The following is a 14,287-nucleotide window of genomic DNA, read 5'->3' on the forward strand; positions in this document are numbered from 1 at the left end:
AAAAACAAACCGAAACTGTTGACAGCAGTTCCGGTTCATCTGTTTTCAATCGTTCTTCCACAAACAAATCAAAAACAAATAAAGATATGCCAAAAAAACGAATACTGGTCACTTATTTCATTGCATTTATGAAGTTATCATGCATTACCCTCCTCACCTTGCTATCCATGGCCGGCACCCTGTTAGCACATAAAAGTGAGGCGCAGCAAACCAGCAGCACGATTATTCAATTTAAGTCGAAAAAAATCTCCTTAGAAGAAGTGCTGCAAACCATTCAGTCGCAATCGGATTTCAATCTCATTTACAGTCCGAGTCAAATTAATGGAAAGGCCTTAGTTGATCTGCCCGATCGGCGTACTACTTTAGCTACACTTTTGGAACATCTTGCTACTCATGCAGCGATTGTACCAGAAGTAAATAAAGGGAACATTTACATCAACCGCCGACAGCAACCTGGTAGACTCATCGGTTTTGTCAAAGATACCGAAGGCATGCCACTCATTGGTGCCAGCATCAGCCTACTGGGCACTAACGCCGGCACGATGACAAAAGAAGATGGTAGTTTCTCCTTGCAGGCCAACCCAGGTACGTATACACTGCGCGTGAGTTACATCGGTTATGAAGCATATGAGCAAAAAGGAATAAACATTCTAGAAAGCAAGGAGACATCCCTGCAGGTAAATCTGCGAGGCACGGGACAACTACAAGAAGTAGTAGTCAGTTACGGCACGCAACGTCGGCGCGAAATCACCGGTGCCCTGGAAGAAATTAGTACCGAGAATTTACAAGATATGCCTGTCAATCAATTTGCACAACAATTACAAGGTAAACTAGCCGGTGTTCAAATTTATCAGACCTCAGGGCAGCCTGGTCGTGGTATGTCTTGGCGTATCCGCAACGCAGCTTCCCTATCCTCTGGCAATTCCCCTCTTTTTGTTATTGACGGCATGCCCATTACCGGCAGTATCAATAACATCAATCCAGCTGAAATTGAATCCTTTACTGTATTGAAAGACGCATCGGCAACCGCTTTGTACGGGTCGAGAGCCTCAAATGGTGTTATCCTGATTACCACCAAGCATGCGAAACCCGGTGATCAAACCAAAGTAGAATTGAGTAGTAACTATGGTATCCAAACCATTCCAAATCGCGGTGTGCCCGTCATGATGAATGCACGCCAGTACGCAACTTTCATGAATGAACGCTATCAGGATATGATTCGCTATGAAAGTTATAAAGGCACCATTCCAGAGGTCTATCAAAACCCCGAGCAATATGGTGAAGGTACGGATTGGTTTGATTTGCTAACGCGGACCGCTCCCATTCAACAGTACGATATAAGTTTTACCAGCGCCGGTAAACATTCCGCGTCATCGGTTGTAGCTGGCTATCAGAACCAGCAAGGCGTTGTTATCAATAGTGGTACCCAACTTTATTCTCTTCGCATTAATCAAGATTATAACCTCTTTGACGACAAACTAAAAGTTGGCTTTAACCTCGCACCCAGTTATCGTTTAGATCACAACAACCGCTTAGATGACGGCATTCAAGGTATTGTCCAAAAAACTTCTGAGGCAAGCCCCTTAATCAATCCTTACGATGAAAACGGCAATCTTGTAAAATATGCCAATTCTCCCGGTATGGTTAACTACATCAATCCACTGGCTCGCTATCTTATGGTGAAAGACGACTATAAAACCACCCGTATTTTAGGTAATGCCCATCTTAACTATCAAATCTGGGATGGCCTCAGCTTAAAAGGCTTGTTCGGTGTAGATAAAGGTGATGAATCACGACAATTCTTTTCACCCGCGCTCATCAATGGCGATGACATTTCCACCGGCACCAGTAGTTCCGTAACCAACTATAGCTATACAGCCGAAGCCAATCTAAACTATACCAAACGTTGGAAAGCGCATTCTATCGACGTTTTAGCAGGTTATTCCTATCAATCTTTCGATCAGGAAAGCAATACCGTTACCGGCCGAAACTATGCCAGTGACGAAGTACCTTATCTCAATGTGGCCGCGAATATTACCGGGGGGTCAAGTAATGCCACAGCATATGGTTTGATTTCCTATCTAGGTCGGATTAACTATAGCTTCAAAAATCGCTATCTCATCGGTGCCTCCATGCGCCGCGATGGTTCCAGTCGTTTCGGTCGTGACCAAAAATATGGTTCCTTTCCTTCCTTTTCCTTGGGATGGATCTTGAGTGACGAATCGTTTATGCAAGGCTGGAGTAAAACATTGAGCCTGCTCAAAATCCGCAGTAGCTATGGAATTACGGGCAATAACAACATCGGTAACTATACACATATTGCCCAATTGGGCACCGCTAATTACGTTGCCAATGGAGGTTTAGCTCCAGGTACCACCATTACTACCTTAGGAAACACCAATCTTGCTTGGGAGCGCAGTAAGCAGTTCGATATCGGTCTTGATGCATCCTTCTTTGGCGATAAACTCTTCTTTAGCTATGATTACTATCACAAGCTGTCAGATGGCTTAATACAAGCCCGTCCGATTCCACAGGCATCCGGTTTTAGCAGCATCACCTCCAATGTAGGTGAAATTAAATTCTGGGGACACGAATTCAGCTTAGGAGGGCAGTTCAATTTTGGTGAACTTAATTGGAATACGGCCTTTAACATCTCCTTTAATAGAAATCGCATCGAATCGCTTGTAAGCCCGGGTTATTTCCGTAGAAATAACACCACCAGTGCTGATTACTATCGTAATCAGGAAGGTTACCCGCTCGGGATGTTCTATGGATACATCTTCGAGGGCCTTTATGAAGATGCGGAGGATTTAGCCAATTCAGCCAAAGAAGCAAATTCCGATGTCGGTACGATCAAGATGCGTGACATGAACGGCGATGGCATCATCAATGAGAATGACCGTACCTTTATTGGTGACCCCAATCCGGATTTTCTGTTTGGATTCACGAACAACTTTACCTATAAACGATTCGATTTAGGAATTTCCATGGCAGGAGCCATCGGCGGTGATATTATTTTACCTGCAAAATGGGCCTATTTAACCAATATGGATGGCGCACGTAACTTATTAGCAGAAGCGGCCGATCGTTGGCGTTCGCCCGAAGAGCCAGGCTCCGGCAAATTTCCGCGCACCAAAACCGGCTCAACCGGCATTGGGCGGCAAGTCAATTCGCAATGGGTGGAAGACGGGTCTTATCTGGCGATGAAGAACATCACACTCGGCTATCGGCACCCTGTAAAAGGCCTTGGTCCCATTAAACAAATCCGCTTCTATACCTCTATCCAGAACGTCTTCATACTAACCGGTTATTCGGGCATGAACCCCGAGATCAGTTTAGATGGACTAGACGGTGCCAGCATTGGAATCGACGAAAATGCCTATCCTGTACCGCGTACCATTTCTTTTGGTTTAAATGTTCTTTTCCAATAACATACATATGCAAAACAGACAAAACATGAAAAAATATATTCCCATCGTATTGGCGTTGCTTATTTTCCTTGTACAGGGATGCAAGAACGTTTTGGAACTGTCACCCGAAGACCAAGTTTCAGAAAGTAATTTCTTTAAAACCGAAGCCGACTTTACACAAGCTATCAACGCAGCTTACAATCCCTTACGCACGGTAGGGCCAGATTATTATACGGGGGAGATGCGTTCCGACAACACACATTACGAACACAATCCAGCTATCCAAGGTACCGCTGTTGAAATGAAAGCGGACATTGCCGATTTCACCAACGATGCCAGTAATAACTATTCCAATCAGATCTATTACGATAGTTACAAAGGTATTTCCCGCGCCAACGTCGTGTTAGCCGGAATTGATCAAGCCGACCTAACGGACGAGGTAAAAAATAACTTCAAAGGTCAAGCCTTATTTCTTCGTGCCTTCTATTACTTCAAACTTGTTCGCTATTTCGGTGGAGTACCTTTGTATTTAAAAGAAGTAAACAATGAAGCGGACGCCTTTCTTCCCCGTTCCACGGCAGAAGAAGTCTACGCTCAAATTGTTGCCGATGCCACACAAGCAATCGCTTTATTGCCGGCGCCCAGCAAATTTCCACAATCCGGTTATGCCAGCAAAGGTGCCGCCACCATGTTATTAGCTGACGTATACGCTACCAGAAAGGAGTACACACAGGCAGAAAACCTACTCTTGAGCCTAGAAGCGATGGGATATAGTCTACTGCCAAACTACGCGGATGTCTTCTCCACAGCCAATAAAAACAGTCGCGAATCCATTTTCGAAGTACAGTTCATGCAAGGGCTGGAAACCGGCATGCAAAGCAACTTCATTTATATCTTCTTACCCAAATGCTATAATACCGCTCTGATTACCTTTGGCGTGGCCACCCAAAATACAGCCACTGACGGCGGTGGTGGTTGGAACACCCCAACCCAAGATCTCATTCAAGCATATGAAGCGGGTGATACACGCTTAGAAGCTTCCATCGGCGTTGCCGAAGGCACCTATGATGGCAGTTATTACTTTACACTAACTGCTCAAAAAAGTATTGTAAACTATCAGGCTCCAGAAGGAAAAGTAGGGGTACCTTTCATTAAAAAATACCTCAATCCACATACCGATAAGAACAATACCGATGATAACTGGCCGGTATATCGTTTTGCCGATGCCTTATTGCTATTAGCAGAAGTACAGAACGAGCAAGGCAAGACCCAAGAGGCGATGGTACACCTCAATCGCGTCCGTAACCGTGCGATGCCAGAAGCGTCACCACTGATAGCGGGCTCGCAGCAAGAAACACGCGATCTTATTTTACATGAGCGGCGTGTAGAACTAGCCTTTGAAAACCATCGTTGGTTCGACCTACTTCGCTCAGGAAAAGCCATCGAAACGATGAATGCCTATGGTGCCGAATTAAAGAAAACATACAATTATCTTGTTCCTTCTTCTTATCAAGTAGATGACAATAAACTATTGTATCCATTACCATTCGCCGAAGTAGGCGTTAATCCAGATCTCATTCAAAACCCAGGTTATTAATCATAAAATAATGTATCATAAATTTCTAAAAATCAGCTATTTCATTACGTTGCTATTTCCATGCAGTGTACTGGCACAAAAAGTTACTGCAACTGACAAACCCAAAAAAACGTTCTCTATTGCCGTTATTCCGGATACGCAGTACAACACCGAAGAAAGTCAAGGTGGCACCAATAGGCTCTTCGAAACACAAATTGAATGGATATTGGCCAATCGTGAACAAGAAAACATTGTATACGTAGCACATTTAGGCGATATTACCGATAAAGGCGACAGTAAACCCGAGCAGTGGGCCAATGCCACAAAGGCTCTGTATCCTTTGGAGAAGCCCCTTCCGGGATTACCACATGGTTTGCCCTATGGTTTAGCCGTGGGAAATCACGATCAATATCCCAGTCAATTTGCCGTCAGTGGTACTACCAACTACTACAATCAGTATTTCGGTATCGACCACTTTAAAGGACGCAATTACTATGGCGGCCATTTCGGTAAAGACAACGACAGTCATTATGATCTTATTTCCACAGGTGGTTTAGATCTTATTGTTATTTACCTCGAATTTGATGCTTTCGATGAGCAACAAGAGGCCATGAACGATTGGGCGATCGATTTATTGAAACAATATAAAAACCGCAAGGCCATTATTGTGAGCCATTACATTCTCGGTTACAACCCGGTAGCAGGAAGCAATGTTGCTGGGCAAGCTACCTTTGGTAAACAAGGTCAGCGTTTGTATGATCGTATTAAAACGCAACCCAATGTATTTCTAATGCTTTGTGGTCATGTGGGAGACAATGGGGAGGGGTATCGACAAGACACCTACGCAGGCAATACCATCAAAACCATGCTATCCGATTATCAGAGCCGACCAATGGGTGGTAATGGAATGATGCGTCTACTCACCTTTGACTTAGAAAAAGATCAACTGCAAGTACGTACACTATCCCCCTTCCACGGGCTGGAGGAAAAAGATGAGGATAGTTTCTTTACCCTACCACTTTTCCGCGAGGCTTCGGCCGGGCGAATCTATGACTTTGACCTAGACGGCAAAACGGACCTGTATCGTTTCAAAGATGGAAATTGGTTCAATACAGAAGGGATTCAAGCTTCACTGGGTCGCAAAGGAGATATTCCTGTACCAGGATCTTATATGACATATGGTAAGCGTGAACCAGCGGTTTATAACGTTGCAAATGCTGCATTCTATATCGCCGACTGGCGAGCGGCTCCATTAGGTAAAAAGGGAGACATTCCCGTACCTGCCGATTATGACGGTGATGGCATTACCGATCTAGCCGTTTGGCGTCCAGAAACGGCCGAATGGCTTGTCGCCGGACAGGAACCCTTGAAACACGGATGGAAAGCATCCGTTCCTGTACCGGCCGACTACGATGGTGATGGCCATGCCGAAATGGCTATCTGGCGCATGAGCAATCAAACCTGGTATATTGCTAGCGTAGGAAATGTACCTTTCGGTGAAACCGGGGATGTACCCGTACCAGCTGATTATAATGGTGATGGAAAAGTAGATATTGCGGTCTGGCGCCCCGGCACCGGTGAGTGGTTGATTTATGGTGTTGAAAACTCCGTCAAACTAGGAAAGAAAGGCGATTTACCAATTCCCGGTGATTACGACGGAAGTGGCCAGGTCCAGCCAGCCGTTTACGATCCGGCAGCAAAAGTCGTTCGTTTTGCTAACGGACAAAATATTCCGTTTGATGCAGACATCGAAGAAGTCGTCAATATACCTTACGCTATTAAACGATATTATTTGGATCTGATAAAAAAATAGAATCATATGCTGAGGAAACGGAATATCGTTTCCTCAGCATTAGCTTTTATCTAACAACTTCTCAAAAGCCATTCGGGCACCCCCACGGAAATAGACCTTCCCGCAATATTGATAGTTCAATTTTTCCAAAATGCGCAGCATTGCTTGATTATCAAAATTGGTATCCACTTTAACACTATATACTCCCTGCGTCATGGCCAATCTTTCGAGTTCTTTCATCAACAGTGTCGCTGTTCCTTTCGTTTTAATATCCTGCGCTACAGCCACCCGATGTACTACAACATACTCCCCGTCACTCAGCCAAGTCCCTTCCAGTTTGTCATAAGCTGGTTCGCCATCAAAAATAACCGCCATATAGGCTAAAATATCGCTTTGCGATACAAGCACATAAGCATATTCCTTGTCAATATCCTGTTTTACCACCTCGGGATTGGGATAGCCGTCTTGCCATTGCTCGCTTCCCTGCTGTTTCCTTAATTCAATCGCTTGTTGCAAGATTTCCCAAATCCTGTCTTTATCTTCTATTGTTGCCGCTCGTAAAGTAAATTCGTTTGTCATAGTTCTATGAAAGCGTAAAAATACAGTTTTGTAAAATCGTCTTCGTGATTTAATTGTCATGAAACTTCATTCGGACAGGGCTTTTTTTAGCGTCAAAATTATAATTGAAATAAAGAATTACACATTAAGTTATTATTTTTAACCATCATAAATCGTATTATCTAATTATGGCTCAAGTGTTATTCTCTTTTTTGCTATTACTTCTTGTCCAATGTGTCCTAGCACAGCCCGATACCACGGATAATGGCTTAGCAGCTTATCATCAAAAATACGCGCTAGGGAATCGATCCACATCCTTTTTAAAGCAATATATACGCAAACTCGATTCACTCGATCAATCCGTAGGTCAGCAACTGCTGGATGAGTATGTGGGAACTTTACAAGTACGTGATCTGGACAATTTCGAAACAGTTAGTTTTCTTCTACAGCAAGGCCCTATACTCCAAAGCAAAACCTATAGGTTAATTTACATGAATCAAACCATTGTAGATAGCATCTATCATAAGCTTCCACTAGATGAACGCAAAAAAATAAATGGAAAAATCATTAAAAACACTACCCAAAAAGCCATTCAGGAAAAAGATATCAACCTAGCCTATAATCTATCGAGTTTCATGTATAACGCCTGGTTGAAAAGCAATCCATTTCTTGCCGACATTGAACAAGATCGCGTCATGGTTGAATACCTAGAACAGGTTGCTGATACTACACAGTATTTCCGTCGGGCGGTCAATTATTATGATCGCGTCTATTTGTATTCAACACCCGATTCGATGTTCAAAATGAACCTAGCAGCACACAACAATAAACCGTACCGCCAACCCTTAGACAGCGCAACCCAAGCAAGATGGGAACATATTCCGGAAGCGAGAAAACGACAGTATGATACACTCTTTGCCAAAAGCCTGCACCGCGCAGCAGCCAGTTTTATCAAGTTAGGTGCTAAAGCCCCCTATATTTATAACAGTTTACAATGGATTCAGGCCGCTATTAAATGGCGAAACGACGTATCAGAATATTACCACACCTATGCAACGATTTTAGCTTCACTTCAACTACTTCAGGAGGCTATATCCAAAGAAGAACAGGCTATTAAATTAGCCGACCGACAGCAACAAGACGCTACCCGGTATCGGCGTCAGTTGAACGCACTGAAAGAAGCCCTTCAAAAAAAGAAAATATTCGTAGCAGATGTGATTAACCTTGCAGATTCAAGTGAATAGGAATCGTAAATGACACCCTAACCGGAATCCCGCGCAATTTCCCGGGCTTCCATCTTGGAGCAGCACGTAGCACGCGAATACCTTCTTCCCCTGTTCCAAGCCCTAAATCTTGCACAACTTTTATATCAACCAGTTTCCCCTCTTTATCGACTACAAAGCTTAGTACAACAGCCCCGTTGACCCGTTGTTGATAAGCTTGTCGTGGGTACCTGTAGTTCATACCAATGAAACGATATAAAGCCGGCATCCCATCCGGATACACCGGTTGTTCCTGTACTTTATTATAGGGCACTTCTGTTCCTGCCGAATCCACACTAAGTCCCTCCAACAAATCTCCCTCCTTATAACGTTCCGTATAACGATACTTTTGCTTTAAAAAAGTGCCCTTCCATTCCCCATCCTTATACCCATTTTTATAGCTTCCCTCCTCCACATCTTTATCATCATCAACATCCCTTACATATCCATCCCCATCCTTTACCAATTGCATTCCGAGCGAGTCATAAAACGCTACCAACTTGGCCGGTGGTACGTCCATCTTTAAATCTTCCCTTCCCTCGCCTGTTCTTCCAGGCGCAATTATTTCCGATTTCAGTTTGCCGTTTTTATAATAGTAACGGCAAACACCTACCGGTGCTCCCTCTTTATAATGTTCTTCACTTATTCTTTTGCCATCTTTTTGAAAGGTTGTAACCAAATCGACCAAGGTAATCCGATCATGAAAGAAAAGCGCACGCCCGGTACGATACACCTCTCCGGTTATATATTGCTCCAACAACTTATAGGGTGCATTCGGTTCTTTGCTCGGTGTTAGGGTCCGTATATATTGCGCGCTGTCCTTTTCTGCAACAATATGCCGGTGCTTATTGAGGTAAGTAACTATTTGATCTTGTCCAAAACCAGGCAACGAAAGCATCGTACCAAGCAAAAACATCATAAGAGTATTGAAACGCAGGAGAAAAATATTCATAAAATTTAGAGACGATTAAATATCGCCACTAATATAATAGCTCTATGTTAAACACTATAAAATAAGTGAAATTTAATAAAATCACTTGGCGATATAATTTCATCAAGGCCGTACTAATCCTATAAAAATGACAAAACCAATTGCTTAATTGGAATCCATTTTTCTGTAAACAGCACGTAGAACAGCACAATCGTTCCAAGCAAAACCAATAGCATATAGTCACTTTTCTTTACTTTCATTGATCTCATTATTTAAATGAGGTTGCCCGTAAATACGGGCAACCCTTAAAAAAAGCTTACTTCAGCAATCCATATATTTGTCCCGGAATGGTGCAATACCGAAGGTATAAGCCCACTGCATAACCAATATCATGGCCGAAAGAAGTATTTTCATCAATGTGCCCACCTTCAATCAGTTGAAGCTCATCCATTGATAGTTCGATGATTTGTTCACTTTTCATATCTATTAAATTAATTTAAACAAATAATTAAAATGCTTCTGCAACACCGGCTTTAAAGCCTTTCCAATCACTAATTACTGCTGTAGCACCTGCAATAAGCACACCGGCTGCAACCGTTGCTAAAAATCCTAAACCGCCATTAGTCGATTCAAGTTCGGCCTGTGTCATAGGCACGAAATCTGCATTTAAAATTTCGGTATTCATACGTGTTTACAAAAATTAATTAGGCCTACTCTATTAATTAAGGTTTTCGGCATCTCCTTTTTTGATCATGACCGATGGTAAAATTATATAATGCATAGGCACGATACTATCCCTGAAAACTGGTATTTATGATAATACCAGTTTTCAGGGATTGCGTCACCTGACTTAGCTCGGTAATTTTGGATAAAGAGGATACTAAATTCTCCTCTACCTTCAGAGGTAGCTGAAAATCTTGAAAAGAGTAAGCATTTAACAACAAATTGTAAACATGGAAAAGACATTAAAAAATGTAGTTGAAGCAGCTGAAATCAAAGAGCTGACAGCAGAAGAGCTTGTTCAGGTAGCAGGCGGGTCCATTTTGGTGCCTATTATTGACATTATTGTTGGCGGAATCAAAGGAAGTTTTCCAAAAATGTTCGCCTAGATTTCACACCTGGTGCCCGATGAGATTGGGCACCTCATTTTTCGCATATGGACAATAAGGTTATTTTTCCTGCAGAAATTGCCAATTTCACTACCGAAGGCCATTTCAATCGCCACTACAATAACAGTAAAATCATCTATCTTATCACCCTATTGGCAATAAGCATTGGTTTTATTTCACTCTTTTTTATTCGAGTTCATGTAAGTGTAGAAGGTACGGGCATCCTTACCCCTTCCACGGAACGCAATATGGTTAAGGCACCTGTGGCCGGAAGAATCGACAAAATTTATTTCAAGCTAAACCAATCCATAGCGGCAGGAGATATCCTATTCACCATTCAAACAGATGTTATTGATGAACAATCAGGTTATCTAACCCGGAAAAGCTCCGATCTTGAACAACGAATTACTGATTTATCAGCACTCGTAACGCAAAAAAACAACCTTAATACCCAATTATCGTTACGAACCTCTATTTACAGCCAACAACAAAATCTATATATCCAACAGCTGAAAGAAGCCGATTTAGCCTTAGCGAATGCTTTATTGTCGTTTAATCGCAACAAGCTATTACACGAAAAACGCGTACTCTCCGATGCAGAATTTGAGAAATTCGTATATGAAAAAGATCGTGCCACTTCCAAAAGAAAACTAGTACAAGAACAGCAAATTTCACAGTGGCAGAATGATTTGGTTAATTTAAAGACAGAACTGAGCGAAATACACGCACAACGCGATAAATATAAACAAGAGCGAGATTTTTACACGGTTCGTGCCCCTATTAAAGGGTCGATTCAACAATTCAGTGGCCTTTTACCCGGTAATTTTGTTTCAGCAGGAGAAACGGTAGCCGAAATATCACCCGATTCGGGCCTCATAGCCACTGTTCACATTCTGCCAAAAGATATCGGTTTAATCGCTCTCAATCAGCCCGTACGTTTTCAAATTGATGCTTTTAATTATAATGAATGGGGCATCGCGCACGGTACCGTATTCGATATCTCACGTGATGTATACCTAGACGAAAATAAATCACCTTACTTTCAGGCGAAATGTTCCCTAAAAGAAAGCTCCTTACGTTTAAACAATGGTTATGAAGGCATGTTAAAAAAAGGACTCAGCTTCCAGGCTCGGTTTATGGTAGCAAAACGATCGCTCTTTCAATTGCTTTACGATAAAATGGATGATTGGTTAGATCCACGTCAAAACAAACCGAAAAATGCTGCTTAAAAAATAAAAGATGGGAAAGATAAAAATAAAGCAACATGACATCACGGATTGCGGTGCAGCTTGCCTCGTATCCATCAGCGGCTTCTACAACCTGAAGATGCCCATTGCAAAAATACGCGCGTTAGCGAATACCGATCAAAAAGGAACCAATGTTTTAGGCATGATTTCAGCTGCACAGCAGCTCGGCTTCAGTGCAAAGGGTGTTAAAGGCACCTTTGACAGCTTAACAAAAATACCCTTACCTGCAATCGCTCACATTGTTTTCAAAAATGGTTTGCACCATTATGTTGTAGTCTATAAACTCAGCAAACAATATGTGCAACTCATGGATCCTGCAGACGGAAAGATGCACAAAGTTCCCTTGGAGACTTTTAAGGACCAATGGACCGGTGTACTTATCCTCCTCGCGCCGAATGAAAACTTCCGAACAGGAAATGAACGCGTTTCCGTCTTTCGTCGCTTTGCCTTCTTACTGAAACCGCACCGATCCGTTTTTACCCAAGTATTATTCGGTTCGGTTATTTATACGATCCTGGGGCTATCCACCGCTATTTTTGTCCAAAAACTGATCGATCAGGTCTTACCGGACGGCAATCAAAACCTGCTGAATTTATTGGGGCTTATGATGATGATGATTCTTTTGCTTCAATTTTTCATCAATCATTCGAAAACGATATTCACCTTGCAAAGTGGACAGCAAATTGATGCTCGACTCATCCTGGGTTATTACAAACATTTGTTACAGCTACCGCAACAGTTTTTTGACAATATGCGTGTAGGAGAAATCATTTCGCGCATCAATGATGCCGTTAAAATACGCACATTTATCAACGATGTACTTGTCAACATTGCGGTTAATATTTTTATTATCCTATTCTCTTTTGGTTTAATGTTTACCTATTATTGGAAACTGGCGATCATCATGGCACTCGTTATACCCATTTATTGCCTCATCTATTTCATTTCTAATAAACTGAATCAAAAAACCCAACGTACCATGATGGAACGATCGGCTGATCTAGAAACGCAACTGGTTGAATCGGTCAATTCCATAGGAACCATTAAACGTTTTGGATTAGAACGGTTTGCTAATCTTAAGACAGAGAGTCGTTTCATCCATTTACTGCAAAGTGTATATCAATCATCCGTTAACATGCTCTGGATTGGTAACACCAATCAATTTATCTCCAGTTTATTTACCATCGTCCTATTATGGGCCGGTGCAAGTTTTGTATTGAACGGCGCCATTACCCCCGGTGAATTACTTTCCTTTTACGCATTGATCGGCTATTTTACCGGACCTGTGAAATCTCTCATCGATATGAATCGCACCATGCAAGATGCTTTAATTGCTGCCGATAGGCTATTCGAGGTCATGGATCTTCATCACGAAGACAACGATCAAAAGGTCTGGTTAAGTAAGGAATCAATAGGGGATATTCACTTCAAAGACGTATCATTCCGATACGGATCACGTACGCAAGTGTTCGAAAAGTTAGATCTGCATATCGAAAAAGGTAAAGTTACGGCGATCGTAGGCGAAAGTGGTTCCGGAAAAACCACACTTCTTTCCCTTTTGCAGCGAATCTATACTATCCAAAACGGTAGTATCCTCATAGGTGGCCTCGATATCAAATATGTAAAGCTGGAAAGCCTCCGCCAAGTCGTATCGGTTGTACCACAACAAATCGATCTATTTGCAGGTAATCTCATCGACAATATTGCCATTGGCGACTTAACGCCCGATATTAACTACATCATGGAAATCTGTTCATCACTGGGTATGCTTCCTTTTATTGAAAAATTACCCAATGGTTTCAACACCTATATTGGAGAAAACGGTACGGCTTTATCCGGTGGCCAACGACAGCGCATCGCTATAGCGCGCGCATTATACCGACGTCCCGAAATTCTTATTCTAGATGAGGCGACCTCCTCGCTGGATACAAGTTCCGAAAATCACATTCAAAAGGCGCTTCACGCCTTCCAATCGCTCGGTAAAACGGTCATTATCATTGCGCATCGTTTGAGTACGATTGTACATGCCCATAAGATTATTTTAATGAAGGACGGACAGGTAGTAGAAGAAGGCTCACATTTTCAGCTCATGAAAAAAAAGAGTCACTATTACGAACTATGGCAACCGCAATTACCCCCGATCGAGATGAGCGAACAAAAAACAATAGCTGTCAATTAAACTTTCCATCCCTTGGATGCTTGGCGTATATCCCACATATTATGGTGAACCCATGCAGCGTTCACAGTTCATACCTCGTTAAGGAAAAAGCGGTATAGACAAAAGCTATACCAACAAAAAAACTTATTAAGAAATTTAAATAAGGCTTAGCTCTTATCAATTTGGCACTTCACGAGAATTATTCGGAACCATGGATTCTTCTCAAGCATTTCGTGAACGGTGT

Annotated in this window: 11 protein-coding genes; 7 read left to right on the forward strand and 4 right to left on the reverse strand. The window is 42.4% G+C overall.

Annotated elements, in window-relative coordinates; translation table 11 throughout:
* Nucleotides 1-86 precede the first annotated feature (86 nt).
* Genes RYH73_RS00890 through RYH73_RS00900 form a run of 3 tightly spaced genes read left to right on the forward strand, consistent with a single transcriptional unit; the run spans nt 87 to nt 6,799 of the window.
* Entirely contained in the window at nt 87-3,431 is a 3,345-nt protein-coding gene (locus RYH73_RS00890; RefSeq protein WP_335311364.1) for a SusC/RagA family TonB-linked outer membrane protein, read from the forward strand.
* Nucleotides 3,432-3,456: 25 nt separating this feature from the next.
* A complete protein-coding gene (locus RYH73_RS00895) occupies nt 3,457-5,007 on the forward strand; it encodes a RagB/SusD family nutrient uptake outer membrane protein (protein ID WP_335311365.1) in 1,551 nt (516 codons plus the stop codon).
* Nucleotides 5,008-5,017: 10 nt separating this feature from the next.
* The gene (locus tag RYH73_RS00900; protein ID WP_335311366.1) at nt 5,018-6,799 is read left to right on the forward strand and encodes a metallophosphoesterase; all 1,782 of its coding nucleotides are present in this window, start codon (nt 5,018-5,020) and stop codon (nt 6,797-6,799) included.
* Between the two features lie 39 nt (nt 6,800-6,838).
* Here the strand turns inward: RYH73_RS00900 and RYH73_RS00905 are convergent, their stop codons facing one another.
* Nucleotides 6,839-7,357: a GNAT family N-acetyltransferase gene (locus tag RYH73_RS00905; protein WP_335311367.1), complete on the reverse strand. Its 519-nt coding sequence runs from the start codon at nt 7,355-7,357 to the stop codon at nt 6,839-6,841.
* A 167-nt stretch (nt 7,358-7,524) separates the two neighbouring features.
* Between RYH73_RS00905 and RYH73_RS00910 the strand changes: the two genes are divergently transcribed.
* Nucleotides 7,525-8,580: a hypothetical protein gene (locus RYH73_RS00910; RefSeq protein ID WP_335311368.1), complete on the forward strand. Its 1,056-nt coding sequence runs from the start codon at nt 7,525-7,527 to the stop codon at nt 8,578-8,580.
* Here RYH73_RS00910 and RYH73_RS00915 read toward each other — a convergent pair.
* The 3 genes from RYH73_RS00915 to RYH73_RS00925 form a co-directional block, all read right to left on the reverse strand.
* Nucleotides 8,555-9,517 carry a TonB family protein gene (locus tag RYH73_RS00915; protein ID WP_335311369.1) on the reverse strand — a complete coding sequence of 321 codons (963 nt, stop codon included), beginning with the start codon at nt 9,515-9,517 and terminating at the stop codon, nt 8,555-8,557. The genes RYH73_RS00910 and RYH73_RS00915 overlap by 26 nt on opposite strands.
* A gap of 328 nt (nt 9,518-9,845) precedes the next feature.
* Nucleotides 9,846-10,010, reverse strand: coding sequence for a hypothetical protein (locus tag RYH73_RS00920; RefSeq protein WP_335311370.1), 165 nt, complete (start codon nt 10,008-10,010; stop codon nt 9,846-9,848).
* Nucleotides 10,011-10,037: 27 nt separating this feature from the next.
* Nucleotides 10,038-10,214, reverse strand: a complete 177-nt coding sequence (locus tag RYH73_RS00925; protein WP_335311371.1) for a class IIb bacteriocin, lactobin A/cerein 7B family — start codon at nt 10,212-10,214, stop codon at nt 10,038-10,040.
* Between the two features lie 268 nt (nt 10,215-10,482).
* Here RYH73_RS00925 and RYH73_RS00930 point away from each other — a divergent pair, with 268 nt between their 5' ends.
* Genes RYH73_RS00930 through RYH73_RS00940 form a run of 3 tightly spaced genes read left to right on the forward strand, consistent with a single transcriptional unit; the run spans nt 10,483 to nt 14,064 of the window.
* The gene (locus tag RYH73_RS00930) at nt 10,483-10,638 is read left to right on the forward strand and encodes a class IIb bacteriocin, lactobin A/cerein 7B family (RefSeq protein WP_335311372.1); all 156 of its coding nucleotides are present in this window, start codon (nt 10,483-10,485) and stop codon (nt 10,636-10,638) included.
* Nucleotides 10,639-10,685: 47 nt separating this feature from the next.
* Complete coding sequence (locus RYH73_RS00935) at nt 10,686-11,867, forward strand: HlyD family secretion protein (RefSeq protein ID WP_335311373.1); 1,182 nt, start codon at nt 10,686-10,688, stop codon at nt 11,865-11,867.
* Nucleotides 11,868-11,877: 10 nt separating this feature from the next.
* Nucleotides 11,878-14,064 carry a peptidase domain-containing ABC transporter gene (locus RYH73_RS00940; RefSeq protein ID WP_335311375.1) on the forward strand — a complete coding sequence of 729 codons (2,187 nt, stop codon included), beginning with the start codon at nt 11,878-11,880 and terminating at the stop codon, nt 14,062-14,064.
* Nucleotides 14,065-14,287: the final 223 nt, after the last annotated feature.

Origin of the sequence: Olivibacter sp. CPCC 100613, from assembly GCF_036959255.1 — a bacterium.
Taxonomy (GTDB): Bacteria; Bacteroidota; Bacteroidia; order Sphingobacteriales; family Sphingobacteriaceae; genus Olivibacter.